We start from the raw sequence: 26,277 nt of genomic DNA, 5'->3' as shown, positions 1-26,277 counted from the left end.
CCAGTTCCGGGTCCATATCGAGATGATTTCCGTCATGTCCTCCGCTGCATCATTCCGCACAGAAAAAGACCTGCTTGGCGTACTCGAAGTACCTGCTCAAGCGTATTACGGCATCCAGACCCTGCGAGCGGTGAACAACTTCCGCCTCTCGGGCGTTCCGATTTCGCATTACCCGAAATTGGTGGTCGGCCTGGCAATGGTCAAGCAAGCAGCCGCTGACGCCAACCGCGAGTTGGGCCAGCTCAGCGAAGCCAAGCACGCTGCCATCAGCGAAGCCTGTGCCCGTCTGATCCGCGGCGATTTCCACGAAGAGTTCGTGGTGGACATGATTCAAGGCGGCGCCGGCACTTCAACCAACATGAATGCCAACGAAGTCATCGCCAACATCGCGTTGGAGGCCATGGGCCACAACAAGGGCGAATATCAGTACCTGCACCCTAACAACGACGTGAACATGGCGCAGTCGACCAACGACGCCTACCCGACCGCAATCCGCCTGGGCCTGCTGCTGGGCCACGACGCACTGCTGGCCAGCCTCGACAGCCTGATCCAGGCGTTCGCCGCCAAAGGCGTCGAATTCAGCCACGTGCTGAAAATGGGCCGCACCCAACTGCAAGACGCCGTGCCGATGACCCTCGGCCAGGAATTCCGTGCCTTCGCCACCACCCTGGGTGAAGACCTGGCCCGCCTGAAAACCCTGGCGCCAGAGCTGTTGACCGAAGTGAACCTGGGCGGCACCGCCATCGGCACCGGCATCAACGCCGACCCGCGTTACCAGGCCCTGGCCGTACAACGCCTGGCCGTTATCAGCGGCCAGCCAGTGGTCCCGGCTGCCGACTTGATCGAAGCCACCTCTGACATGGGCGCCTTCGTGCTGTTCTCCGGCATGCTCAAGCGTACCGCGGTGAAGCTGTCGAAGATCTGCAACGACCTGCGCCTGCTGTCCAGCGGCCCACGCACCGGCATCAACGAGATCAACTTGCCGGCACGCCAGCCAGGCAGCTCGATCATGCCCGGCAAGGTCAACCCGGTTATCCCGGAAGCCGTGAACCAGGTTGCGTTCCAGGTAATCGGCAACGATTTGGCCCTGACCATGGCAGCCGAAGGCGGCCAACTGCAGCTGAACGTGATGGAGCCGCTGATCGCCTTCAAGATCTTCGACTCGATCCGCCTGCTGCAACGCGCCATGGACATGCTGCGCGAACACTGCATCGTCGGCATCACCGCCAACGAAGCGCGTTGCCGCGAACTGGTGGAGCACTCCATCGGCCTGGTGACCGCGCTGAACCCGTACATCGGCTATGAAAACGCCACCCGCATTGCGCGTATCGCCCTTGAAAGCGGCCGCGGCGTGCTGGAACTGGTGCGCGAAGAAGGCTTGCTCGACGACGCCATGCTCGACGACATCCTGCGCCCCGAAAACATGATTGCCCCACGTCTGGTCCCGCTGAAGGCCTGACGGTTGTTGCACTGCTCACCAGGTTGAGGGACTAGACACCTCTCACCTTTTGAGGGCCTGAAGGCTCGTTCTTCAGGCCCTTTTTTTTGCCTCAAGGTTGTGAAATGACGCCCATAAAAAATCCAATATCGCCCTGCAAACCCTCCTTGCCTGCAACAGCTTGGCTGAAACCTTTAATCGCCCCGTGCAGACGGATCACGCTCTCCTAGGTATAGTGCCGCCCCTCTTCGCGTCAGAGATTGTCGGTAACGAGGTCCTGGACAGCGCGAAACCGCATGAATAACAACACCCGCAAAAGGATTGGGGTCGAAGCGTCGTGCACTGCCTGGTGCCGAGCGATGCGTCGCACCGTCCTGCGTTTTTGCCAATAGAAAAATCAGCGAGGAACACTCCATGCTCGAAGTCATCAACGACTTCCTCTCAGGGAAAGTACTGATCGTGCTCATTGTCGGGCTCGGCGGCTATTTCACGATTCGCTCGCGTTTCGTTCAGTTGCGCCACTTTTTCCACATGTTCTCGGTGTTCAAAGACAGCCTGAAGAGCAGCTCCGGCCAGCTCAGCTCGTTCCAGGCGCTGATGCTCAGCCTGGCCGGCCGTGTGGGTGCCGGTAACATCGCAGGCGTCGGTATCGCCGTGACGCTGGGCGGCCCAGGTGCCGTGTTCTGGATGTGGGTCACCGCGCTGGTGGGCATGTCCTCGAGCTTTATCGAGTGCTCCCTCGGCCAGCTGTACAAGCGCACCGACGCTGAAGGCACCTACCGTGGCGGCCCGGCCTACTACATTCAGCACGGCCTGCAGAAGCGCTGGCTGGGTATGGTCATGGCGTTCCTGTTGCTGGTGACCTTCGGTTTCGCCTTCAACGGCCTGCAAGCCCACGCTGTGACCCACTCGCTGAACAACGCGTTCGGCCTGGACACCACCTACACAGGCCTCGCGCTGGCGGTATTGCTGGGCCTGGTGTTCATTGGCGGGATCAAGCGTATCGCCTCGATCGCCGACCTGCTGGTGCCGGTCAAGACGCTGGTCTACATCGCCGTGACCCTGTACGTGATCGTGCTGCAATTCGACCATGTGCCGGCCATGCTCGCGACCATCGTCAAGAGCGCCTTCGGCCTCGACCAGGCCTTCGGTGGCCTGGTGGGCAGCGCGATCATCATGGGTGTGAAGCGCGGCGTGTTCGCCAACGAAGCCGGTTTGGGCAGTGCGCCTAACGTGGCGGCAGTGGCCTCGGTAGAACACCCGATCGCCCAAGGTGTGGTGCAAGCGTTCAGCGTGTTCCTGGACACCTTCGTGATCTGCACCTGCACCGCGTTGCTGATCCTGCTCTCCGGTTTCTACACCCCGGGCTTTGAAGGCGACGGCATTGCCCTGACCCAGAACTCCCTGGCGGCGGTCGTCGGCGACTGGGGCCGGATGTTCATCTCGGTGGCCCTGGCGTTGTTCGTGTTCACCTCGATCATGTACAACTACTACCTCGGCGAGAGCAACCTGCGCTTCATCGTGGGCGACAACCGCAAGGTGCTGATGGGCTACCGCGCGCTGGTGCTGGTGCTGATTTTCTGGGGTTCCATCGAGAACCTCGGCACCGTATTCGCCTTCGCCGACATCACCATGACCCTGCTGGCGTTCGTCAACCTGTTCGCCCTGGCGTTCCTGTTCAAGATCGCCATGCGCATCCTGAACGACTACGACAGCCAGCGCGCGGCGGGCATCAAGACGCCGGTGTTCGACTCCAGCCAGTTCCCTGACCTGGACCTGGACCGCAAGGCCTGGCCTGCGAACCCGGTGAAGCCTGAGCCTGGCGCTCAAGCCTCGGCTGAACTGAACGCTCAAGCGCCACGCTGAGCGCAGCAAGCCTAGATAGATGACACGCCGCCCGGCCTTGGGCATGCTCTGGGCCCGGCGGCGTTTTTCGTTCAGGAGAAGTCTCGATGACCACAGCTAACACCATCATGGTGCTCTACACCGGCGGCACCATCGGCATGCAAGCCAGCGCCAACGGCCTGGCCCCGGCATCCGGTTTTGAAGCGCGCATGCGCGAACAGCTTGCCACCCTGCCACTGCCTGCCTGGCGCTTCCGGGAAATGGCGCCCCTGATCGACAGCGCCAACATGACCCCGGCCTACTGGCAGCGCCTGCGCGTCGCGGTGATTGAAGCCGTGGACGAGGGCTGCGACGCAGTACTGATCCTGCACGGCACCGACACCCTGGCTTACAGCGCGGCGGCCATGAGCTTCCAGTTGCTCGGCCTGCCGGCGCCGGTGGTGTTCACCGGTTCCATGCTGCCCGCCGGCGTGCCCGACAGCGACGCCTGGGAAAACGTCAGTGGCGCCCTGCACGCGTTGGGCGAAGGCCTGTCGCCGGGCGTTCAGCTGTATTTCCATGGCGCGCTGATGGCGCCGACCCGTTGCGCGAAAATCCGTAGTTTCGGCCGTCACCCGTTTGCTGCCCTGCAACGCAACGGGGGTGTCGCCCAGGCCGAAATGATCCCGGCCGCCCTGCATTACCGTCAGCCCAAAGCGTTGGCCAACGTCGGCGTGCTGCCGCTGGTGCCGGGTATCGCCGCCGGCCAACTGGATGCGCTGATCGACAGCGGCATTCAGGCGCTGGTGCTCGAATGCTTCGGCAGCGGCACCGGGCCGAGTGACAACCCGGCCTTCCTCGCGAGCCTCAAGCGTGCGCAGGACCTGGGTGTGGTCGTCGTCGCAATCACCCAATGCCATGAGGGCGGCGTGGAACTGGACGTGTACGAAGCTGGCAGCCGTCTGCGCGGCGTGGGCGTGCTTTCCGGTGGCGGCATGACCCGCGAAGCGGTGTTCGGCAAGCTCAACGCCTTGCTCGGCGCCGGCCTCGAAATCAGCGAGGTCCGCCGCCTGGTAGAACTGGACCTGTGCGGCGAACTGAGCTGACCGGCATGTAACTTGCTCCCCTTCCAGCCATCCCCTGGCTGGAAGTTCCCATGCTGCACTCCCACCTCACCACCCTCAATGCCGTCTCTTTGGTGCTCAACACTTTCAAGGCCGAAGGTTTGCCGTTTGAGGCGCTGCTGGCCGGCAGTGGTATCTGCGCGGCGGACCTGAGCCGCTCCGACACGCGCATCACCACCAATCAGGAGATGCGCGTGTGTGCCAACGCCGTGGCCCTGCGCCAGGATGTCGGCCTGGAGCTGGGGCGCCAAATGCATGTTTCGGCCTACGGCATGCTCGGTTACGCCCTGCTCACCAGTGCCACCTTCGGTGACGCTCTGCGCCTGGCCCTGCGTTATCCGGCGCTGTTGGGAACACTTTTCGAGCTGAGCCTTGAAGAGGACGGCGATCGCATCTGGTTCACCGCCAGCGACTACCGCGAAAACCCTGCGCTGGAAATGTTCAACGTCGAACTGTGCCTGGCCTCGCTCAAGGTGATCTGCGACGACCTGCTCGGCCAGCCCCTGCCGCTGCTCGCCGCGCGCTTTGAACATGACGCCCCGGACTACCGCACGCGTTACGCCGAGCGCTTCCCTTGCCCGTTGCAGTTTCAGGCCACCGCCAACGCCTTTGCCTTCGACAAGCACTGGCTCGACCGGCCGCTGCCGCTGGCTGACGCAATTACCCACCAGGCCATGGCCGAGCGCTGCCGCAAACAGAACCTGGAGTTCACCGGGCGCCAGGCCTGGCTGGGCAGGATTCGCCAGTTGCTCACCGCCCAACTCAACGCAGCACCTGGCCTGGAAGGCCTGGCCGAGCAGATGAACTGTTCGGCGCGCACCCTGCGTCGGCATCTGCACGACTTGGGCTGCAGCTATCAGGAACTGCTCGACGAGCTGCGCTTTGAGCGCGCCAAGCAATTGCTGGCCGAAGACCAATGGCCGATCTATCGGATTGCCGAGGCGTTGGGCTTCAGCGAAACCGCGAGTTTCAGGCATGCGTTTGTCCGCTGGAGTGGCGTGGCGCCGAGCCAATTTCGACCATAACGCCCCATTGAAGGGCGAATTTCGGACAGACAATTTGGCCATATTCATCCCCTTTTGGCCGCTCCTGCCATTCTCATAAACCGCGTCCGCCGCAAGACTGCATCCACCGATACAGCCTGCGGAGAACAACAAATGCTGACGATCTACTCGGACGATCACCACCTGCACCACGGCCGATGCGAACTGATGGACGGGCAATTGATGCCGTGCTTTGAGATGCCCTCGCGTGCCGACCACGTGCTGCAACGGGTCAAGGACCGTGAACTGGGGCCGGTCAACGCGCCACAGGACTTTGGCCTGGCACCGCTGCAACGCATTCACAGCCGTGACTACCTGGATTTCTTCAAAGGTGCCTGGGAGCGCTGGACCGAATTTGGCCAGGACGGCGACCTGCTGCCCTACACCTGGCCCGCCCGCACCTTGCGCCGCGTGTTGCCCACCAGCCTGCACGGGCAGCTCGGTTACTACAGCTTCGACGGCGGCGCGCCGATTACCGCCGGCACCTGGCAAGCGGCCTACAGCGCGGCGCAAGTCGCCCTCACCGCCCAGGCCGCCATCCAACAGGGCGCCCACAGCGCCTTCGCCCTGTGCCGCCCGCCGGGGCATCACGCCGCCAGCGACTTGATGGGCGGTTATTGCTACCTCAATAACGCCGCCATCGCCGCCCAGGCCTTTCTCGATCAGGGCCACAAAAAAGTCGCGATTCTCGATGTGGATTACCACCACGGCAACGGCACCCAGTCGATTTTCTATGAGCGCAGCGATGTGCTGTTCACCTCGATCCACGGCCACCCGGAAGCGGAATTTCCGTTTTTTCTGGGTTATGCCGATGAGCTGGGCGACGGTGCGGGTGAAGGTTTCAACTTCAACTATCCGCTGCCCGCCGGCTCCGGCTGGGACACCTGGAGCGCCGCGCTGGAGCAGGCCTGCCAGGAAATTACGCGCTACGGCGCCGACATCATCGTCGTGTCCCTGGGTGTGGACACCTTCAAGGACGACCCGATCTCGCAGTTCAAGCTCGACAGCCCGGATTACCTGGCCATGGGCGCGCGTATCGCCCGGCTGGGCAAGCCCACGCTGTTCGTGATGGAAGGCGGCTATGCGGTGGAAGAAATCGGCATCAACGCCGTCAACGTTCTCGAAGGTTTTGAAGGGGCAGCCCAATGAACATGCTCAAGTCACTCGTGCTCTGCGCCGCCGTTATCAGTGGCGCGGCGCATGCCGAAGAGAAAACCCTGCGGGTCTACAACTGGTTCGACTACATCACGCCCAAAGCGCTGGATGACTTCAAGGCACAGCACTCCGACATCAAGCTGGTGTACGACATTTTCGACACCAACGAGGCGCTGGAAGCCAAGCTGCTGACCGGCAACTCCGGCTATGACGTGGTGGTGCCGTCCAACGTATTCCTGGCCAAACAGATCGAAGCCGGCGTGTTCCAGCCGCTGGACCGCAGCCAGCTGCCGAACTGGAACCACCTCGATCCCAAGCTGATGAAGCTCATCGAAGCCAACGACCCGGGCAATAAATTCGCCGTGCCCTATATGTACGGCACCATCCTCATCGGCTTCAACCCGGCCAAGGTCAAGGCCGCGCTGGGCGACAACGCACCGGTGGACAGCTGGGACCTGATCTTCAAGGAAGAAAACATCAGCAAGCTCAAGCAGTGCGGCGTCGCGCTGCTGGACTCGCCTTCGGAGATTCTGCCGCTGGCCCTGCAACACCTGGGCCTTGACCCCAACAGCAGCAACCCCAAGGACTATGAAAAAGCCGAAGCGCTGCTGATGAAAATCCGCCCCTACATCACGTACTTTCACTCCTCCAAATACATGGCCGATATCGCCAACGGTGACATCTGTGTGGCCGTCGGCTATTCCGGCAGCTTCTCCCAGGCCGCCAACCGCGCCAAAGAGGCGAAGAACGGCGTGACCGTGGACATGCGCCTGCCCAAGGAAGGTGCGCCGATCTGGTTCGACATGCTCGCCATCCCCAAAGGCGCCAAGAACCCGCAGGACGCCTACACCTTTATCAACTACCTGCTGCAACCGCAGGTGATCGCGCCGATCAGCGATTTTGTCGGCTACCCCAACCCCAACAAAGACGCGACCGAGCAGGTGGATGCGTCGATTCGCAACAACCCCAACCTGTACCCGACCGAGGCGGCCATGGCCACGCTCTACACCTTGAAACCACTGGGGCGCGATGCCGAGCGCGCTCGCACGCGGGCCTGGACCAAAATCAAGTCGGGCACCTGACACCCCACCGCCAACGGACAGTCAGTGACCCTGAGACTGACTGTCCGCCACCCAGCGGCTCACAAAAGAACCTGCCACCCGAGCAGCGCTGCAACCTCCCTGGTCGCTGGGCCCGTCGGCCACAGGCAACGCACACTCACCGCCGCCGCTAACTAAGTAATGCCCGCCCCCTCCTCATCGCGCCTAACGTGAGCGCGATTGTCGCCGCAAGATCAGCCAGGAACCGCTACAGCCAGGGTCTGCGCGCTGAGGCCCACGGGCGACCTCGCGTATTTCTCAAGGCCAAGGAGTGCCCATGAAAGACCTCGTTCCAACCGAAAACAGCGGATTACTAGCGCAGCTGGCCACCGGCCCGTCCCTGCGTGAAGTGGCTTGCACCACCTTGCGTGCGGCGCTGCGCGAGCTGTATCCGGAGCTCGATATCAACCCGGACCTGGCCATCGTCAACGCCCCGCAATGGCTTGAACTGGGCGGCGACATCATCCCCGCCAAGCCTGCAACGGACACCCTCACCGGCGCCCTGACACGCAGTGCAATCTCCCGCATGCCCGTGACTTACCTTGATCGCGAACACTACTTGGCGTACCCCTCAGGCAATGGCCCTGACGTGCACCTGCCCGTCAGGATCGACGCGATAGGCCGACTGATCAATGAGCTGGCGCCGCTGCTGTTCGTGGCCTTCCAGGAGCAACAGATAGATTTCTGGAACCAGAGCGCAGGCACCACCGGCCCACGCTGGCAGCTATTTGCCCAGTCGCTGCGCGATGTGTGGAACGTGCAGGAGGTTCATGGCTGGAACGCCGACGACTGCGCCGTGGCGCGGGCGGTGTTCCACTGTCCCGAGTTCGTCAAGCGCCAGCCCCACGACCCGTACGCGACACGCGCCTACCTGGTGGACATCGATGCGCAGGACGCCAGCGGCGCCCAGCACATCAGCGTTACGGCCATGGCCGTGCTGATCGCGCATCACGGTGAACAGACCATCATCCTCAGCTACTCGATCGATACCGGCTATGCAAAATTTGCCAGCCTGGAGGCCTTCGGCCAGGCACTGCTGCCCTATATCGCCGACCTGCCCGGCAAAACCCTGAACTGGCGCTTGCTGGAACCGGACGGCAACTTTTTCGAACACCAGGCCTGCAGCCTGATCGGCTTGCAAATCGAAGCCATGGGCGATCTCGACCTGGCCGATGCGGCCCCCAAATCGCTGTTGCCCGCCCGCGCTATCGGCATGCAAGGGGCCGAGCTGGCGCTTCTCGATCAGTCGCGTATTGGCACCACGCGACGGGCATTGCCGGCCTGGCTGCTGCAGGCCTCGGAAACCGATCAGTCGGCCTACGGGCGCTACATGATGGACCTGGCCGCGCTGAGCCTTCAAAGCAACGGCAAGACCTTCATGGACGAACTGCCAACCCTCACCGACTTCACCCGTACGGCCTTGCGCACGGCGCTCATCAAGGACCATCCGCAGGCCTCATCACTGGATCTGGACCGCGTGACAATAACGATCACCAGCCAAGTCGTGTGGGGGACCGTCGCGCTGCCTGGCCAGACGCAAACCCTGACCTTGAGCCTGGTCGAGCTGGCCTTGCAAAACCTCGTCGCGCTGCCGCTGGGCAACAAGACTGTGAGTTACCAGGACGGCAGCCCGACACCCGCGTGGATGACCGCAGACTACCTGGAGCAACTGGTCACCCAGGCAGACATCGGCAAGCACTACCCCGAGCGGGTCAACACACTGCTGCTGGCCAATCCCGAGCAAGCCTTGCGGCGCCAACAGTTGTACGCCGGACAACTGAGCCTGCAACTGCCCTTGCTGGCGCTGCAGTACAAGATTCGAGGTCTGTTCGACGTTGACGAACAGGGTTATCGCTACGTGCACGCGGTCATGGCCAGCAGCGCGCAACACCGCCGAGTGGATGGCGTCACCGTGGTAATCCGGCCGCTGACACTGCGCCCCCGGTGGCGCGTGAGCGGCGCCACCGACAGCGTCGATAACATGTTTCTCATTGGGCCACAGGACCCTGCGAGTGGCCCTTGCCTGTTGTATCGACCATTGTCCAACGAACCCTTGGTGCAGTTTCCCTCACAGGCCAACCTGCTTTACGCCATCAAGCAGGACACGCCGTTACGCCAGTCGGTACTGGCCTGGTTGCCCGACGCTGTGCGCCAGGATTACGCCCAGTTTGTCTTCCCCGGCAGCGTGCTTTCACCCTGGGTCCTGCCGACGCTGCTCAGCGAGCCGATGAGTTCGATGGTGATGAGCGGCCCGATTGAGTTCGGCACCCAGGCGCTGGGCGCGGACTGCCTCGCGGTGCTGTACAACGCCAACGCCCGCGCCCTGGTGACACTGGCCGACCGTCAATCGGTGTCCAATGCCGAGGCTCGCTGGGAAAGCTTCAAGCATGCAGGCTGGATTGTTCTGAATGCGGCGCTGCCGTTCATGGGCCGCACAGCGGGCGCCGCAGCCTGGATCTGGCAACTCATGGATGACCTGCAGCAGGTTATCGAGGCCCGAGAAAGCGGCGATCAAACGGCGGGCGTGAGTGCTGCCGTGGACTTTTTTCTGACCCTGGGCATGGCCCTGGCGCTGCACATCAGCCTGCAGCGCGCGCCGGTGCGTGCGCCTGAAAAACGCCCGCCGCCGGCAGCGTCGTTACCGGCCAAACCGTCGATCATCCAGCACCCCACGCTCGACACCGCGCACCTGCCGACTGACCATGACATCAACCTCCACACCCGCGGCGCCCTCACGCGTAACCGCAACAGCCTGGACGCGACACTGGACAGTTTCAGCCTGGCCAAACCTGCAGGGCTGGGCGACATAATCACCCAGCCCGGCCCTCATCTGCACCTCTACCCCAAGGGCCAGGCGTGGTACGTCCCGGTGGCGCAGCGCTGGTTCGAAGTGACGCTCGATGAAAACGACACCGTGCTGATCATCGACCCCAAGGACCCGAAACGCGAAGGCCCGGCCTTGATTGGCAACCGTCTCGGCCAATGGTTTGTCGACACCCGGTTGCGCCTGCGCGGCGGCGGAATGCGCAGCCGGCGACAGAAAGGCCAGCGCCTGAGGCCGCCGAAAATCCGCGAACTGCGTGAGCAACTGGCAGCCTTCGACACACAGGTCGAACAACGGCGCCAGGACATGATGGGTTTGCAGCAGGCCATCGATCACGCGCCACCGGCCGATCGCGCAGAGGCCCGCACCACCTACCTGACGCACGTCAGCAGGCGCCTTGAAGAATTGGACGTACCGATTGCCCAGCTCAAATCGCTGAACATTCTCGATACCGTGCCGACGTATCAGGAAGCCATGCTGGGCTACCTGCATGACCAGATGATCCTGGCGCGAAGTGCCACCGCCGAACAGATGATCCGCTTTCGAGACGGGCTGCACACCGTGTCTGAATACCTGGACAACGAGGACTTGCCAGACACCCCGATGGCCCTGGAAGACTGCCGTGCCGTCGACGCGTCGACCCAGGCCATGGTCGAGCGCATCAGTTACCTGCAATCACGGTTCAAGGAGGCCCGCGCCCTGGGGGTCAAAGGCGTGGAACTGGTGCTGCGCCACGAACAGGTGCTGCCCAAGATAACGCTGGATGACCTCAAGGCGTTCCGGATCACCCTGTCACGCTTCCTCTGCGTGAATGAAGCCGCCTCGGCCAGCAAAGACACTGCCCGTTCGGTGATCGCCCAGATGGTCGACCGGGCGGAACTGGCGGTACAGAGCCTGTGCGAAGCCTTGCAGCCAGACAATCTGGCCACGCTGGATGAACAGATCGAGGTCCTCGACAGCCTGGTAGACCAGTTCACTGGCCTGGATCAAAGCCTGGCCGATTTGCCGGCCGATTTTCCACTGGACGTGCATCGCCCGGCCCTGGAGACCTTGCAGCAGCTCACCGAAGAGTTCGCCCAACGGGCGGTCAAGCAAATGACCACGCTGCTGCGCGAGCGCAAGGCCTTGGAGTCGGCGATTGCCGGTCCCTCGACGCCTGTGCCCAGACCGCAGAAAAAGGTGATCAAGACCCGCTTCCAGGGCATCGTGGTCGGCGAAGAACGCCCGCCACAACGGGGAGAACCGACCCCATTGGTGGAGGTCAAGCAAGCACTGACCGGCAAGGTGATTGCCCTGTTTCATAAAAAGGACGGGGTATGGGTTGAGCGTGAGCGTACGGGCGCGCGGCCCACTGCGCGGGCGCAGTCGCGAAGCGTGGCCGCCGGTATCGCCAGTGCTCAGGTGCTGCTCGACGACGTCGAACAGTTCATCACGCGCACCCAGCGCCTGGCCGGCGAGGCAAGACGCCTGCCCGTGGAGATTGAAGAGCGTTTCCACCGCCGCGCCGCGCAGTTGGCCCAGGCTGGCGCGGACATTGAGGAGGCATTGACCGTCAGCAATATGACCGAAAGCGGCTCACCGTCGGCCGCCTTGATCAACCGCAGCCTCGATGCCGCGATCAAACGCCTCTACGCCGAGGGCCTGCGCACCCGGCTCGACATGCTCAAGCAGCGCCCACCGACGGCCGCGCATGTCGAACTGCTGTACCGTGAAAACGAGATCATCATCAAACCGCTGCCAGGCCCACGCAGCAAGCTTTCCGGCCGCCACAAGGGCTATTTGAAAGAGTACGAAATCCTCGACGCCAAACACTCGAATGCGCTGTGGTACGCCCACTTTCACTACAAGGACCTGGTCAGTCCCGAGGAGGCCTACACCGCCGCGCACCTCAAGACCCAATCGCAGCGGCGTCTGGGCGGCAAGTATGAAGCGCCGGCCAAGGCCGATGACCGCGACAATATCGCGGTGTACCGCAGTGAGATCGGGCCGTTGCTGGCGCGATCACTGTTCTTCAAGACTGCCGCCTTGCCGGTGCCCCGGCGCTGAAGGTGGTGGCTGACAACCCCAGGCGCGGTACAACCGTCCAAGCGCCTGCGCGATGCTCGCCGGCGGCACGGCGGCAAACCCCAAGACCAGCCCGGCGCGCTGGTCGGGAGGTGTGCTGGAGTCCGGCAGCCAATAGGCGCTCAAGCCATTGACCTCGACCCCCACGGCGTGGGCCTGCGCTACCAATTGCTGTTCGCGGGCGAGGCTGTCCACTCGCACCGTGAGGTGCAAGCCTGCCGCGACAGTGGGCAGGCTGCTCACGCCCGGCAGCTCATCGGGCCAGCCGCTCAACAGCGCGTCACGCCGGCTCAGCGCAGCGCGTCGCATACGCCGGATATGCCGCTGAAAGTGCCCCGCCGCCATGAACTCCGCCATCACCGCCTGGGTACTGACCTCCGAGTGGCGCATGTCGACCGCACGGCGCCGCGCAAACGCATCCACCAGGGCCGGCGGCAACACCAGGTAACCCAGACGCAACGCGGGAAACGCCACTTTGCCGAATGTGCCCACGTACAGCACCCGCCCCTTGCGATCCAGCGCGGCCAAGGGCGACAAAGGTGCGCCGCTGTAACGGTACTCGCCGTCGTAGTCATCCTCAATGATCCAACCGCCCGTGCGCTCGGCCCAGGCCAGCAGTTCAAGGCGGCGGGCCAGGCTCATGACCACGCCCAACGGGTACTGGTGGGAGGGGGTGACATACGCCACGCGACAATCGCTCAGGGTATTGAGCACTTGGCAGTCAATGCCCTCGCCGTCCACGGGTACGCCGTGCAGGCGCCCACCGGCCAGGGCAAACGCGTGACCGGCGGCGCGGTAGCCCGGATTTTCTACCGCCACGCCATCGCCCGGCTCTACCAGCAACTGTGCACAAAGGCTGATTGCCTGTTGCGCGCCGCAGGTGATCACAATTTGCTCAGCCGCACATTGCATGCCCCTGGAGCTGCGCAAATAAGCGGCAATCAGACCGCGCAGGCGCGCGTCACCCGCCGGGTCGCCGTAGCACAGCTGCTCAAGGTCCGGTTTGCGCCAAAAAGCCCCATTCAGCTTGGCCCAGACCTCAAACGGAAACAGATCAAAGGCAGGCACACCCACGCGAAATGCCCGTGGCGGCCCCGACGGAGGCTGGGACAGATGGTTGGTTTTTACCCGCGCCAGGCTCGTGCTGTGGATAACTTCATGGTCCAGATCTTCCGGCAAATCCGGGCATTTTGTGGATAAGGCTGGGGATAAGCCTGTTGAAAACCCTGTGGATACTTTTGTGGATAGTTTTTTCGGCGTGGGCAACTGGGCAACGTAGGTGCCGTCGCCAACGCGGCTCTCGATAAATCCCTCTGCATACAGCTGGTCATAGGCACGTACCACACTGTTGCGAGAAATCGACAACGCCGCCGCCAGGTCACGGGTGGCGGGCAACCGCGTGCCGCTGACCAGCCGCCCGTCCAACACGCGCTGGCGCAGGGCGTCATACAGCTGGCGCGTTAAACCCAGGCGGCGATCCAGCTCAATCCCAGCGGGGTTGAATGACAGCGGCGGCGTGATGCACGACATATTGGACCTATGAAATTGGCGCCAGTTGGCTCTTACAACAGACCAATAGCCTGCCTAGGATGCAGGCATTCGCCAAGGATTATTTCCATGTACACACCCCGCGCCTTTGCCCTCGACGATTTGCCCGAACTGCAGCAACTGATCCAGCACACTCGCCTGGCGCAGTTGGTGACTTTTGGCGAGCAGGGCCTGCAAGCCAGTCACCTGCCGCTGCTGCTCAACCCCGATCAAGGCCCGAACGGTACGCTTTACGGGCACATGGCCAAGGCCAACCCCCAATGGCGCGACCTGCAAAATGGCAGCGAAGCCCTGGTGATCTTTGCCGGCGCCGACGCCTACATCAGCCCGGCGTTTTACCCGGCCAAGGCCGAGCACGGCAAAGTGGTGCCCACCTGGAATTACATCGCCGTGCATGCGTACGGCAAGGCCGAGGTATTTGCCGATGCCGAGCGCTTGCTGGCGGTGGTCACGGCGCTGACCGACCGCCACGAAGGCAACCGCGCCCAGCCCTGGAGCGTCAGCGATGCCCCCGCCGACTACATTGACGGCATGCTCAAGGCCATCGTCGGCTTCGCCCTGCCCATCGAGCGCCTGATCGGCAAACGCAAACTCAGCCAGAACCGCAGCCAGGCCGATATCAACGGCGTACGCGAGGGCTTGGCCGCCAGCATTGACGTGCGCGATCAGACGCTCGCGCGCTTTATCCCTCAAGGAGGCACAGAATGAGCCAGATCGATATCCGCCCCGTCACCGCAGCCGACCATGCCGCCTGGCTGCCACTGTGGCAGGCGTACTTGAGGTTCTACGAAACCCAATTGCCCGACGCCGTCAGCCAAAGCACCTGGCAGCGCCTGATCGATGCCAGTGAGCCGACCCATTCCGCCCTGGCCTGGCAGGACGGCAAGGCGGTGGGCATGGTCAACTTCATCTACCACCGCTCCAACTGGAACATCGAAAACTCCTGCTACCTGCAGGACCTGCTGGTGGAGCCGGCCCAACGCGGCAGCGGCGTGGGTCGCAAGCTGATCGAGTTTGTCTACGCCACCGCCAAGGCTGACGGTTGCTGCAAGGTCCACTGGTTGACCCACGAGACCAACGCCACCGCGATTCAACTCTACGAACGCATTGCCGAACGTCCTGGCTTTATCCAATTTCGCAAAGGTCTTTAAGGAGCCCCGCATGCCTATCTCACCCGCCGACTGGAAAGGCGTTCCCGCGCCCACCGTTCAAGTGCTCGAAGGGCGTTTCATCCGCCTGGAAAAACTCGACCCCGCGCGCCATGGCGATGGCCTGTTCCGGGCCCTTGAAGGCCCGGGCGCCGATCCGAAGCTCTGGGACTACTTGCCTTACGGCCCCTTCCCCGAGCGCGCCGCGTTTGATGCCTGGCTCACCAACCATGCCCAGCACAGCGACCCGTATTTCTTCAGCGTGATCGACCGCCAGAGCGGCGAGGTGCAAGGCATCCTCAGCCTGATGTCCATCGTCCCGGCCCAGGGCCGCATCGAAATCGGCCACGTGACCTTCGGCGCGTCGATGCAACGCTCGCCCAAAAGCACCGAGGCGGTGTACCTGCTGGCCAAACACGCTTTCGAGCAGGGCTACCGTCGCCTGGAATGGAAGTGCAACAACGCCAATGCCCGTTCCAAATACGCGGCGCAGCGCTTGGGCTTCAGCTTTGAAGGCGTGTTCCGCCAGCACATGGTGGTCAAGGGACAGAACCGCGATACGGCGTGGTATTCGATCCTGGATTCGGAATGGCCAACCCTTGGAGCGGGGTTTGAAGCGTGGCTGTCCGAGGCGAACCAGCATGGTTCTGGCCAACTGAAAACACTGGCCGAGTGCCGGGCCTGATTCTCAGCCACAACACAAAACCACTGTGGGAGCGAGCTTGCTCGCTCCCACAGTTGATCTGCAGCGGGCCCGCCGCTGTCATCTCCCCGACACATTCCTGCAACCACCCTTCGCTATACAGGTCGACTCGTTTCCATAACAAGGTCGTCCGCCATGCCCCCGTCGCCCCACCGCCTCGCACTCGCCATCACGTTATTGGCCAGCGGCCTTGCTGAAGCGGCGCCTGCGCCGACCAAAACCGTGCAGATCGACACGCCCACCACCACGGGGCAAACCCTGACCGGCAGTGATTCGTTGACCACCACGGCGGCGGGCAGCCTTACCACCTCCGGCGTGGCCGTCACGCTCAAGGACGGCACCAGCGGTGCGGGCGTGGTGATCACCAACGCGGGCAAGTTGGTCTCCAGCGGCGGGCGCGCTATCGACAGTTCGGGCACGCTCACCGGGGCGCGCAACTACAGCGTCTACAACCTCGCGGGCGGTGTGATCCAGGGCGCCAATGACGCGCTGCGCATCAACAGCAACTTCGCCAGCGGCAGTTTGTTGATCGACAACAGCGGCACCATTCGCTCGGCCACCGGTCAAGGGCTGGACCTGGATGCGATCCGCAGCGCCAACGTGACGACCACGATCATCAACCGCGCCGGTGGGTTGATTCGTGGCGATGCCAGTGACGGCATGAAGACCGGCGCCAACGCGAACATTACCAACTATGGCGAGATCTCGACCGGCGACACGTTCTCGCGCGATGACAAATTCGACGGCGTCGATATCGACTCCGCCACCGGTGTGACGGTGACCAACTACGGCCTGATTTCCGGCGGTCGCCATGGCATCACCACCGACCTGGGTGCGTCGCTGACCAACTACGGCACGGTGATTGGCCGCAACGGCTCGGGCTTTGGCTCCGACGGCGACGGCACGGTGATCAACCACGGCACCATCACCGGCGCGTTCTCCGGGTTGCAGCCGGATGGCGACGGCGATGGCGTGGACATCGACAAAATCGCGCATATCGAAAACTACGGCATCATCCAGGGCATCGGTGCCGGCGGTGTCGACAAAAATGGTTTTGCCAACGGCAGCGAAGGCATCGCCCTGGGCGGCGGCTATGTGTACAACGCCAAGGGTGCGCGGGTCAGCGGCGCCAACAACGCGATCCTGGTGGACGACGGTAGCGACGGCCCGGGCGTTGCCGCGACCACCCTGGAAAACCACGGCGTCATTGAGGGTCTGAATGGCTTTGGCGTGAAGTTTGTCGGCAACTTTGCCGACACCGTGATCAACGGCGGCACCATCAGCGGCAGCAATGGCGTGGCTCTGGATCTGGGCGGCGGCGATGACACGCTGGTGTTGCTCAATGGCAGCCGCTTTGTCGGCCTGGTGGATGGCGGCGCCGGCTACGACCGACTGAGCCTGGATGACGCTGCAGGCGGCAGTTTCGGTGACAGCCGCAACGTCGAATGGCTGGCCGTGAAACAAGGCACCTGGACCCTCACCGGCAGCGGCGATTTCAGCGAAGGGGGCGAGATTTACAGCGGTGCCAAACTGATCAACCAGGGTGGCATTGCCGGTAACGTGACAGTCGATGCCGGCGGTATTTACGCCGGGGGTGGCTCGGTGGGCAGCCTGGTGGTCAACGGCACGCTGCAAACCAGTACGGCGCTGGGCACCGCCACCATCGCCCGCGACTTGACCATGGGCAGTGGTGCGACCCTGGCCTATGGCGTGAATGCCGATGGCAGCAGCGCGCCGCTCAAGGTCGGCGGCACGGCCAACCTCAATGGCGCGGCGCTGGTAATCAACCCTGCCAGCGGCACGTATCCATGGCAGAGCCATTACACGGTGCTGCAAGCCGGCAGCATCACGGGTCAATTCGGTACCGTCACCAGCGACTATGCATTCCTCACGCCGAGCCTGGATTACAGCCCGACTCAAGTCGGCCTGACGTACACCCGTAACGACATTGCCTTCAATCAGTTCGCCAGTACCGGCAACGGCGCCAGCGCGGCCAACAGCCTGGCAGGCCTGGGCACCCACAATCCGCTGTATAACGCCTTGCTCTCCACCACCACCGCCACGGCAGGTGCAGCCATCGAGCAATTGGCCGGCAGCAGCACTGCCAACCTCACGGGCGCCACCCTCGGCGCCAGCGCCCAAGTAGGCAACAGCATGCTTGCGGCGATGCATCAATTGGGCGGCGGCGCAGGCTTGATGGTCGGGCTTGATCAGCGCGACACCCCAGTGCTCGCCGCCAGCGGCGTACCCAGCGAGGCGCGCAACCTCAATGACCCGAACGCGCGCGGTCGCCTGTGGCTGCAGGGCATCGGCAGCTACGGCAAGCTCGACGGCGAGCACGGCAGCAACGGCCTGACCCAACGCACCAAAGGCACGGTGCTGGGGGCCGATTGGGCCCTCGACAGCGACTGGCGCGTGGGTTTGCTGGGCGGTTATTCGAAGACCGACCTGGACACCACCGGCGTGGACGGCAGCGTCGACAGCTGGCACGCGGGCGTCTACGCCATGCGCCAGAGTGGGCCTCTGGCCTTGCGCCTGGGCGCGGCTTACAGCGGGCACCAGGGCGACAGCAAACGCACGGTGGCCTTCAACGGTTTCAACGACCGCCCCAAAGGCGACTATGACGCCAACAGCCAGCAGGCCTTTGCCGAACTCGGTTACGCCATGGGCAGCGGCCACCTGAGTGCCGAGCCATTCGCCAACGTCGGCTACCAGCGCTACCAGCGTGACAGCTACAACGAAAAAGGCGGCGCCGCCGCACTGCATGTCGATGGTCAGACCCAGGACAATTTCAGCAGCACATTCGGTTTGCGCCTGGCGCACCTGAGCCAACTGGACAACGGCATCAGCCTCACGCCCCGTGTCAGCGCCGGCTGGAAGCACACCTACGGCGATGTCGACAGCAGCACGCGTCAGGCTTTCCTGGCCGGCGGCACGGCGTTCAATGTCCAAGGCAGCGCCCTGGACCGCAACAGCCTGCTACTCGAAGCCGGGCTGGACGTCGGCTTGTCGGCGCGCCACAGCCTGGGCCTGGGCTACACCGGCGAGATGGGCAGCAACAGCCGCAATCACGCGTTGGTCGGCCAATGGCAGATGAGTTTTTAATCGCTCAGCACTAAAGACAACTCCCGCGAATCAGGGGTCGGTAGCCTGACAGTTATCGCCCCGTCATCTCGCTAAATTCCCGGCCTCTTATTCCATGAGGCTGGATTTACATGTCACTTGCACAAAAACAGTTCGCTATAGCCCTTACCCTCATGCTGGTGGTCACTGCTGCTCCGTTTGCACAGGCGCAGAGGAATCTGGAGCACGACAGCGACTGGCTTAACGAGATCCCTCTGGGCGACCTGCCCGCCGTGCACGACCGCGCGCATCCCGCGCCTGGCGATGAGTTCTACTTCGTCGAGCATGCCACCACCCATAACGGTAAACAGGCGGCGATCATGCTCGATTACGCCATTGATCAACTGTTGGAGTCTGGCGCGCTGGGCAAGCGGGAACAGGATGCACTTGAGCACCTGGGCAGTTACCTGGGCAGCCTGGCGCCAGGCAACGTCGGCGCGGTGCTTGAGCAATTGGCGGGCAGCCAGCATGCCAACCTGGGCACCGCCACCCAAGACAGCCTGAAACAGCTGAACGCCAACCTGCTGTCGGCGATCCGCGAGCTGAGCGGCCAGACACGCGAAGGCGCTCGGGTGTGGCTCAACGGCCTGGGCAACAGCGGCAAGCTCGACGACCAGCGCGGCAGCGCCGGTTTACAACAGCGCACACAAGGCCTGATGGTCGGCGCCGACTGGTCGGTGAACCCCGCCTGGCGCGTCGGCGTAATGGGTGCCAAGTCAGGCAGCAACCTGAACGCCAAACGTTTCAAGGCCGAACTGGAAAGCTGGCACCTGGGCGCCTATGCCCTGCGCCAGGACGGCCCGCTGGCACTGCGCCTGGGGGCGATTTACAGCCACCACGACGGGCGAAATAAACGCAGCGTCGACGTCGATTTCCTCAACTTGCGCAACCAACTCAAGGGCAAGTACAGCGCTCAGAGCCAGAACGCATTCGTCGAGTTGGGTTATCAGCTGGGCGGTGCCGCAATCAGCATCGAACCCTTTGCCGGTCTCGGTTGGCAGCGCTATCACCGCGACAGCTTCACGGAAAAAGGTGGCGTGACAGCCCTGAACGTCGGCGAACAAACCCAACAGAACCTGGGCAGCACCTTCGGCCTGCGCCTGTCGAGCCTGTATGCCCTGGGCAATCAGATGAGCCTCACGCCCCACTTGAGTACACGCTGGCAGCACCTCTATGGCGACGTCAGCAGCACGGTTCGCCAATCTTCGGCATGGGATAAACGCGATGATTTCGACAGCGGCTTCACCCTCAAAGGCACCGCCCTGGATCGCAACAGCCTGGGCCTGCGCGCCGGTCTCGACCTTGCACTGTCGGCCCAACACACGTTGGGCCTGACCTACACCGCTGACGTTGGCAGCAATAGCCGCAATCAGGGGTTGATGGGCCAATGGGCCATGGGCTTTTGACCCACGCTTTATTTCAGGCGAAAAAAAAGGGGGGCACCTGCCCCCCCGAGGATTAAGCGGTCGTCTTGAAGGCTGTTATTCAGCCTTCGATTTCAATCAGGATTTCGCCAGGGTTGACCCGGTCGCCCTTGGCCACATGAACGGCGCAAACTTTGCCGGCAATCGCGGCCTGCACTTCGGTTTCCATCTTCATGGCTTCGGTAATCAGTACGGCTTGGCCGGCCTTGACCACGTCGCCTTCCTTGACCAGCACGTCGACGATATTGCCCGGCATTGCCGTGCTGACATGGCCCGGCTCGGTCGCGTGCTTGCGCTTGCTGCCGCCGCTGCTGACGAACTCGTTGAGCGGTTCGAACACCACTTCTTCGGGCATGCCGTCGATGGACAGGTAGAAGTGGCGCTTGCCTTCGGCCTTGACGCCAACCCCGGTGATATCCACGCGGTAGCTTTCACCGTGCACGTCGATCACGAACTCGGTCGGCACGCCTTCGCCACCGGCGCGCGCTACGCCGCCGGCCTCAGGAATCGGCAACAGCACTTCCGGGCTCAAGGTGCCGGCGTCACGCTCCTCAAGGAACTTGCGCCCGATGTCCGGGAACATCGCATAGGTCAGCACGTCTTCTTCGGACTTGGCCAACGTGCCGATTTCGCCGCGCAGCTTGGTCATTTCCGGTTTGAGCAGGTCAGCCGGGCGGTGGTCGATCACCTCTTCGCTGCCGATGGCCTGGCGGCGCAGTTTTTCATTCACCGTGCCCGGCGCTTTGCCGTAGCCGCCTTGCAGGTAGAGCTTCACTTCATTGGTGATGGTTTTATAGCGCTCGCCGGCCAGCACGTTGAAGAACGCCTGGGTGCCAACGATCTGCGAGGTCGGGGTAACCAGCGGCGGGAAACCGAGGTCTTCACGCACACGCGGGATTTCGGCCAGCACTTCGCTCATGCGGTTGAGCGCGCCCTGCTCTTTCAACTGGTTGGCCAGGTTGGAAATCATCCCGCCCGGCACCTGGTTGACTTGCACGCGGGTGTCGACCGCCGTGAATTCGCTTTCGAACTGGTGGTATTTCTTACGCACGGCGTAGAAATACAGACCGATTTCCTGCAGCAGCTCCAGGTCGAGGCCGGTGTCGAATTCGCTGCCTTTGAGGGCGGCAACCATCGACTCGGTACCTGGGTGGCTGGTGCCCCAGGCGAAGCTGGAGATGGCGGTGTCGATGTGGTCGGCACCGTTTTCGATGGCCTTGAGTTGGCACATCGCGGCCAAACCCGCCGTGTCGTGAGAGTGGATAAAGATCGGCAGGCTCTGCTCGGCTTTGAGCGCCTTGACCAACTCGCCCGTGGCGTACGGCGTCAGCAGGCCGGCCATGTCTTTGATGGCGACCGAGTCGCAGCCCATGGCTTCCATTTGCTTGGCCTGGGCCACAAACGCGTCGATGGTGTGCACCGGGCTGGTGGTGTAGGCGATGGTGCCTTGGGCATGCTTGCCGGCGGCTTTCACCGCTTCGATGGCCACGCGCAGGTTACGCACGTCGTTCATGGCGTCGAAGATGCGGAACACGTCGATGCCATTCACGGCCGCCTTGGCGACGAAGGCTTTGACCACGTCGTCGCTGTAGTGGCGGTAGCCCAGCAGGTTCTGGCCGCGCAACAGCATTTGCAGGCGGGTGTTGGGCAATGCGGCGCGCAGTTTGCGCAGGCGCTCCCATGGGTCTTCTTTGAGGAAACGTACGCAGGCGTCGAAGGTCGCGCCGCCCCAGACTTCCAGCGACCAGTAGCCGACTTTGTCGAGCTTGTCGCAGATCGGCAGCATGTCGTCGGTGCGCATGCGGGTCGCCAGCAACGACTGGTGGGCGTCGCGCAGGATAGTGTCGGTTACGAAGATCTTTTTAGTCATTGGAATATTCCTCACAGGCCTGCGTGGGCGGCGATGGCGGCGGCGATGGCCAGGGCCAGCTCTTCGGGTTTGCGCTTGATCGAGTAGTTGGTCAGCTCAGGGTGGCTTTCCACGAAACTGGTGTTGAACTGCCCGCTGCGGAATTCCGGGTTGCGCAGGATTTCCTGGTAATAAGCGGCGGTGGTCTTCACGCCTTGCAGGCGCATGTCGTCCAGGGCGCGCAGGCCGCGGTCCATGGCTTCTTCCCAGGTCAACGCCCACACCACCAGCTTCAGGCACATGGAGTCGTAGAACGGCGGGATGGTGTAGCCGGTGTAGATCGCCGTGTCGGTACGCACACCGGGACCGCCGGGCGCGTAGTAACGGGTGATCTTGCCGAAGCTGGGCAGGAAGTTGTTTTTCGGGTCTTCGGCGTTGATGCGGAACTGCAACGCGAAACCCCGGTGCTGGATGTCTTCCTGTTTTACCGACAGCGGCAGGCCCGAGGCGATGCGGATCTGCTCACGCACGATGTCGATGCCGGTGATTTCCTCGGTGATGGTGTGTTCCACCTGCACGCGGGTGTTCATCTCCATGAAGTACACCTCGCCCTCGGCGAGCAGGAACTCCACGGTGCCGGCGTTCTCGTAACCCACGGCCTTGGCGGCACGCACTGACAGGTCGCCGATGTAGGCGCGCTGTTCCGGGGTCAGCTGCGGGCTTGGAGCGATTTCGATGAGCTTCTGGTTGCGGCGCTGGATCGAGCAATCACGCTCGAACAGATGCACCACGTTGCCAAAGCTGTCACCGAGGATCTGCGCTTCGATGTGCTTGGGATTGACGATGCATTTTTCCAGGAACACTTCCGCCGAACCGAAGGCCTTGGTGGCTTCGGAAATTACGCGAGGGAAGGCTTGTTCGAGTTCTTCGCGGCTGTTGCAGCGACGGATACCACGCCCGCCGCCACCGGAGGTGGCCTTGAGCATCACCGGGTAACCAATGCGGTCACCTTCGGTGAGGGCTTCGGCGATGTCGGCAACGTTGCCTTCGGTGCCGGGCGTCACCGGTACGCCGGCCTTGATCATGCTGCGGCGCGCTTCGGTCTTGTCGCCCATGCGGCGAATCACTTCGGCCGACGGGCCGATGAATTTGATCCCGCGTTCGGCGCAGATGTCTGCCAGTTCGGCGTTTTCCGACAGGAAACCGTAGCCGGGGTGCAGCGCATCACAGCCGGTTTCCACGGCCAGGTTCACCAGCTTGCGCGGGTTCAGGTAGCCGGCCAGAGGCTCGGCACCAATGCTGTGGGCTTCGTCGGCACGTTTGACGTGCAACGCATGGCGGTCGGCGTCCGAGTACACCGCGACCGAGCGAATGCCCATCTCGGCGCAGGCACGCACGATTCGTACGGCAATCTCACCACGGTTGGCGATCAGGATCTTTTTTATCACTTGGAAATTCCCTTGAGCCGATTGCTGCGTCTTCAACCCGATGAGTGCGGGTCGGCGCGTGACCAAATGTTTCATGACAGTCGCGAGACACACACTAGGCGCAACGGAGGATTAACAAAAATCAATAATTATTGGGTTGTGTATAAGTAAACACTTATAGTTGGCCGAACGGCCTGGGGCTAGAGGATTCAAATAATGCGTAAGTCATTGATGCGTATGACATTACGTCAGTTGCAGATTTTCAACGAAGTCTGTGATTTGCGCTCCTACAGCCGTGCCGCCGAGGAAATGTCCCTCACACAACCGGCCGTAAGCCTACAAATTCGTCAGCTGGAAGAGCTGATCGGCCAGCCGCTGTTCGATTACGTCGGCAAAAAGCTCTACATGACCGAGGCCGCCGAAGCCTTGCAACGCGCCAGCCGGGATATTTTCGGGCGCCTGGAAAACCTCGATATGCAGCTGTCGGACATGCAGGGCTCGCTGCAGGGCCAGCTGAAGCTGGCGATCGAATCCAGTGCCAAATACTTCGTGCCGCACCTGTTTGCCGCCTTCAAGCGCCAGCACCCCGAGGTGCAGTTGCACCTGACGGTGGTCAATCGCGCTCAAGTGATTCGAAGGCTTTCAGACAACCGTGATGACCTGGTGATCATGTCCATGGTGCCGCAGGACATGGGCCTGGAATTTCTGCCGTTTCTGAACAACCCGATTGTCGCCGTGGCGCCGCTCGACCACCCTTTGAGCCTTCAAGGCCCGCTGCGCCTGCAGGACCTGGAACCGTACACGCTGCTGGTGCGCGAGCCGGGTTCCGGCACGCGATTGGCCTGCGAGGAGTACTTCAAGGAAAAGCGCGTGCATTTCACCCAAACGGTGGAAGTGGCCTCGGCCGAGGCGCAGCGTGAATGCGTGAGCGCGGGGTTGGGCGTGGCGCTGCTGACGCGCCACGCGATCAACTTGGAACTGGCCACCGGCGGGCTCAAGGAGCTGCCGGTGGAAGAACTGCCGCTGTACCGCAGTTGGTGCCTGGTGCAGGCCAAGGCCAAGCGCCTGTCACCGGTGGCCCATGCGTTCCTGGGCTTTATCCGCAGCGAGCGGGTGCAGATCAGCGCGTTGGCTGAGCGTTTCGCTGGGCAGCCGCGGGTGCCTGCCAGTGAAGTTCAGGGTAGTCCGTGATGCTCTGGAGCAGTTGGCGCTCTTCGCAACGGTCTTCGATTGCGCGACGAAACGCCATGCGGCGCTGGTCTTCTTGCTGACGACGGGTTTTGACGGTGCTGCTGTCTTCGTATTGCCGGGCCATGTTGAGTCTCCCAATGCGAGTACGGGGAGTTCAGGATGGGCGCGGCGGATGACGGTTTGGCGGCGTGGGGGTTACAGGACGATGAATATTCCGAAATTGAAGGAGATTCCCTGTGGGAGCTGGCGTGCCTGCGATGCAGGCACCGCGGTTTTTCAGTTAAACCGAGATGACGCTATCGCAGGCAAGCCAGCTCCCACATTTGGACCGGGTGCGATCCTGAATCAGTCGTCGAGGGCTTTGACCGATTTTGGCGAGAGACGCAGGCTGCGCAAGCTGCGCTTCACGCTCTTGAGGTGGTTGACCAGGCTCGGGCCGCGCGCCATGGCCACGCCCATCGCCAGCACGTCGATCACCACCAGGTGGGCGATGCGCGAGGTCAGCGGGGTGTAGATTTCGGTGTCTTCGTGCACGTCGATCGCCAGGTTGACCGTCGACAGCTCTGCCAATGGCGTCTGGCTTGGGCACAGCGTGATCAGCGTCGCGCCGCTTTCACGCACCAGGTTGGCGGTGATCAGCAAGTCTTTGGAGCGACCGGACTGGGAGATGCAGATCGCCACATCCGTCGGCTTCAGCGTGACCGCCGACATCGCCTGCATGTGCGGATCGCTGTAAGCCGCTGCAGTGAGCAGCAGGCGGAAGAATTTGTGCTGGGCGTCCGCAGCAACGGCGCCCGACGCACCGAAGCCGTAAAATTCGACGCGCTGGGCCTGGGACATTGCGGTCACGGCCTTCTGCAACTCCACCGGGTCGAGCTTTTCTCGCACTTCCATCAGGGTGTGCAAGGTGGTGTCGAAGATTTTCAGGCTGTAGTCGGCGACGGAATCGTCTTCGTGAATCGCAAATTGCCCAAAGCTCGCACCCGCCGCCAGGCTCTGGGCCAGCTTGAGTTTCAAGTCCTGGAACCCGGAGCAACCGATGGCGCGGCAAAAACGCACGATGGTCGGCTCACTGATACCCACGCTGTGGGCCAGGTCGGCCATGGAACTGTGCATCACGGCCGCAGGGTCAAGCAGCACGTGATCGGCAACCTTGAGTTCCGATTTGCGTAACAGGTGGCGCGACTGGGCGATATGTTGCAACAGGTTCAAAGGGCAGGACTCTTGTTATTGGCAGGCGCCAGGGATGTAGCAAGCTTGTAGTTATACTACAAGAATTGCCGTTTTGCCCG

The 26,277-nt window shown here is 62.6% G+C and carries 18 protein-coding genes; 13 read left to right on the top strand and 5 right to left on the bottom strand.

The window, feature by feature from the left end; genetic code table 11:
* Positions 1-34: 34 nt before the first annotated feature.
* The 7 genes from aspA to ACP7B3_RS09815 all read left to right on the top strand — a co-directional run bounded on the left by aspA (position 35) and on the right by ACP7B3_RS09815 (position 12,554).
* The gene (gene aspA / locus ACP7B3_RS09845) at positions 35-1,459 is read left to right on the top strand and encodes an aspartate ammonia-lyase (RefSeq protein WP_025854459.1); all 1,425 of its coding nucleotides are present in this window, start codon (positions 35-37) and stop codon (positions 1,457-1,459) included.
* Between the two features lie 393 nt (positions 1,460-1,852).
* Entirely contained in the window at positions 1,853-3,304 is a 1,452-nt protein-coding gene (locus ACP7B3_RS09840) for an alanine/glycine:cation symporter family protein (protein WP_416364726.1), read from the top strand.
* Positions 3,305-3,390: 86 nt separating this feature from the next.
* Positions 3,391-4,368 carry an asparaginase gene (locus ACP7B3_RS09835; protein ID WP_242201203.1) on the top strand — a complete coding sequence of 326 codons (978 nt, stop codon included), beginning with the start codon at positions 3,391-3,393 and terminating at the stop codon, positions 4,366-4,368.
* A gap of 50 nt (positions 4,369-4,418) precedes the next feature.
* A complete protein-coding gene (locus ACP7B3_RS09830) occupies positions 4,419-5,411 on the top strand; it encodes an AraC family transcriptional regulator (protein WP_426178718.1) in 993 nt (330 codons plus the stop codon).
* A 132-nt stretch (positions 5,412-5,543) separates the two neighbouring features.
* Positions 5,544-6,578, top strand: coding sequence for a histone deacetylase family protein (locus ACP7B3_RS09825; protein WP_404486018.1), 1,035 nt, complete (start codon positions 5,544-5,546; stop codon positions 6,576-6,578).
* The gene (locus ACP7B3_RS09820; RefSeq protein WP_262206783.1) at positions 6,575-7,666 is read left to right on the top strand and encodes a polyamine ABC transporter substrate-binding protein; all 1,092 of its coding nucleotides are present in this window, start codon (positions 6,575-6,577) and stop codon (positions 7,664-7,666) included. The genes ACP7B3_RS09825 and ACP7B3_RS09820 overlap by 4 nt, the downstream gene beginning before the upstream one ends.
* Before the next feature lie 295 nt (positions 7,667-7,961).
* Positions 7,962-12,554, top strand: coding sequence for a dermonecrotic toxin domain-containing protein (locus tag ACP7B3_RS09815; RefSeq protein WP_426178717.1), 4,593 nt, complete (start codon positions 7,962-7,964; stop codon positions 12,552-12,554).
* Here the strand turns inward: ACP7B3_RS09815 and ACP7B3_RS09810 are convergent.
* The gene (locus ACP7B3_RS09810) at positions 12,510-14,102 is read right to left on the bottom strand and encodes a PLP-dependent aminotransferase family protein (RefSeq protein WP_426178716.1); all 1,593 of its coding nucleotides are present in this window, start codon (positions 14,100-14,102) and stop codon (positions 12,510-12,512) included. The two genes, ACP7B3_RS09815 and ACP7B3_RS09810, sit on opposite strands and share 45 nt — an antisense overlap.
* Before the next feature lie 87 nt (positions 14,103-14,189).
* On the opposite strand from ACP7B3_RS09810, the gene ACP7B3_RS09805 reads away from it, so the two are divergent.
* The 5 genes from ACP7B3_RS09805 (at position 14,190) to ACP7B3_RS09785 (ending at position 20,500) form a co-directional block, all read left to right on the top strand.
* Complete coding sequence (locus ACP7B3_RS09805; RefSeq protein ID WP_145158274.1) at positions 14,190-14,828, top strand: FMN-binding negative transcriptional regulator; 639 nt, start codon at positions 14,190-14,192, stop codon at positions 14,826-14,828.
* A complete protein-coding gene (locus ACP7B3_RS09800) occupies positions 14,825-15,271 on the top strand; it encodes a GNAT family N-acetyltransferase (RefSeq protein WP_426178715.1) in 447 nt (148 codons plus the stop codon). Before ACP7B3_RS09805 ends, ACP7B3_RS09800 begins: the two co-directional genes overlap by 4 nt.
* Before the next feature lie 10 nt (positions 15,272-15,281).
* Complete coding sequence (locus tag ACP7B3_RS09795) at positions 15,282-15,953, top strand: GNAT family N-acetyltransferase (protein ID WP_426178714.1); 672 nt, start codon at positions 15,282-15,284, stop codon at positions 15,951-15,953.
* Positions 15,954-16,106: 153 nt separating this feature from the next.
* Positions 16,107-19,076 (top strand): autotransporter outer membrane beta-barrel domain-containing protein, encoded by a 2,970-nt coding sequence (locus tag ACP7B3_RS09790; RefSeq protein ID WP_426178713.1) that lies wholly within the window; start codon positions 16,107-16,109, stop codon positions 19,074-19,076.
* A gap of 110 nt (positions 19,077-19,186) precedes the next feature.
* Positions 19,187-20,500 (top strand): autotransporter outer membrane beta-barrel domain-containing protein, encoded by a 1,314-nt coding sequence (locus ACP7B3_RS09785; protein ID WP_426178712.1) that lies wholly within the window; start codon positions 19,187-19,189, stop codon positions 20,498-20,500.
* Between the two features lie 79 nt (positions 20,501-20,579).
* On the opposite strand, the gene oadA is transcribed toward ACP7B3_RS09785, so the two are convergent.
* Positions 20,580-22,388 (bottom strand): sodium-extruding oxaloacetate decarboxylase subunit alpha, encoded by a 1,809-nt coding sequence (gene oadA / locus ACP7B3_RS09780; protein WP_369302813.1) that lies wholly within the window; start codon positions 22,386-22,388, stop codon positions 20,580-20,582.
* 11 nt (positions 22,389-22,399) lie between these two features.
* The gene (locus tag ACP7B3_RS09775; protein ID WP_003213442.1) at positions 22,400-23,815 is read right to left on the bottom strand and encodes an acetyl-CoA carboxylase biotin carboxylase subunit; all 1,416 of its coding nucleotides are present in this window, start codon (positions 23,813-23,815) and stop codon (positions 22,400-22,402) included.
* A gap of 195 nt (positions 23,816-24,010) precedes the next feature.
* Here ACP7B3_RS09775 and ACP7B3_RS09770 point away from each other — a divergent pair, with 195 nt between their 5' ends.
* On the top strand, positions 24,011-24,985 hold the full coding sequence (locus ACP7B3_RS09770; RefSeq protein WP_426178711.1) for a LysR family transcriptional regulator: 975 nt from the start codon (positions 24,011-24,013) through the stop codon (positions 24,983-24,985).
* Here the strand turns inward: ACP7B3_RS09770 and ACP7B3_RS09765 are convergent.
* Together ACP7B3_RS09765 and hexR are read right to left on the bottom strand one after the other, a co-directional pair.
* Entirely contained in the window at positions 24,915-25,109 is a 195-nt protein-coding gene (locus ACP7B3_RS09765; RefSeq protein ID WP_145158291.1) for a PA3496 family putative envelope integrity protein, read from the bottom strand. The genes ACP7B3_RS09770 and ACP7B3_RS09765 overlap by 71 nt on opposite strands.
* A gap of 221 nt (positions 25,110-25,330) precedes the next feature.
* Entirely contained in the window at positions 25,331-26,197 is an 867-nt protein-coding gene (gene hexR / locus ACP7B3_RS09760) for a transcriptional regulator HexR (protein ID WP_010168370.1), read from the bottom strand.
* Positions 26,198-26,277 lie beyond the last annotated feature (80 nt).

Source organism: Pseudomonas sp. TWRC1-2 (assembly GCF_049896685.1).
GTDB lineage: Bacteria > Pseudomonadota > Gammaproteobacteria > Pseudomonadales > Pseudomonadaceae > Aquipseudomonas.
The sequence above is the reverse complement of the archived record's forward strand: the minus strand, read 5'-3'. Positions and strand labels throughout refer to the sequence as shown.

Bases quoted from the DNA above. Each gene is read 5' to 3' on its own strand.
- ACP7B3_RS09840 (WP_416364726.1), top strand. From the start codon at position 1,853: ATGCTCGAAGTCATCAACGACTTCCTCTCAGGGAAAGTACTGATCGTG.
- ACP7B3_RS09825 (WP_404486018.1), top strand. From the start codon at position 5,544: ATGCTGACGATCTACTCGGACGATCACCACCTGCACCACGGCCGATGC.
- ACP7B3_RS09810 (WP_426178716.1), bottom strand. From the start codon at position 14,102: ATGTCGTGCATCACGCCGCCGCTGTCATTCAACCCCGCTGGGATTGAG.
- ACP7B3_RS09790 (WP_426178713.1), top strand. From the start codon at position 16,107: ATGCCCCCGTCGCCCCACCGCCTCGCACTCGCCATCACGTTATTGGCC.
- ACP7B3_RS09815 (WP_426178717.1), top strand. From the start codon at position 7,962: ATGAAAGACCTCGTTCCAACCGAAAACAGCGGATTACTAGCGCAGCTG.
- oadA (WP_369302813.1), bottom strand. From the start codon at position 22,388: ATGACTAAAAAGATCTTCGTAACCGACACTATCCTGCGCGACGCCCAC.
- ACP7B3_RS09785 (WP_426178712.1), top strand. From the start codon at position 19,187: ATGTCACTTGCACAAAAACAGTTCGCTATAGCCCTTACCCTCATGCTG.
- ACP7B3_RS09805 (WP_145158274.1), top strand. From the start codon at position 14,190: ATGTACACACCCCGCGCCTTTGCCCTCGACGATTTGCCCGAACTGCAG.
- ACP7B3_RS09800 (WP_426178715.1), top strand. From the start codon at position 14,825: ATGAGCCAGATCGATATCCGCCCCGTCACCGCAGCCGACCATGCCGCC.
- ACP7B3_RS09830 (WP_426178718.1), top strand. From the start codon at position 4,419: ATGCTGCACTCCCACCTCACCACCCTCAATGCCGTCTCTTTGGTGCTC.
- ACP7B3_RS09835 (WP_242201203.1), top strand. From the start codon at position 3,391: ATGACCACAGCTAACACCATCATGGTGCTCTACACCGGCGGCACCATC.
- ACP7B3_RS09795 (WP_426178714.1), top strand. From the start codon at position 15,282: ATGCCTATCTCACCCGCCGACTGGAAAGGCGTTCCCGCGCCCACCGTT.
- ACP7B3_RS09765 (WP_145158291.1), bottom strand. From the start codon at position 25,109: ATGGCCCGGCAATACGAAGACAGCAGCACCGTCAAAACCCGTCGTCAG.
- ACP7B3_RS09770 (WP_426178711.1), top strand. From the start codon at position 24,011: ATGCGTAAGTCATTGATGCGTATGACATTACGTCAGTTGCAGATTTTC.
- aspA (WP_025854459.1), top strand. From the start codon at position 35: ATGTCCTCCGCTGCATCATTCCGCACAGAAAAAGACCTGCTTGGCGTA.
- ACP7B3_RS09820 (WP_262206783.1), top strand. From the start codon at position 6,575: ATGAACATGCTCAAGTCACTCGTGCTCTGCGCCGCCGTTATCAGTGGC.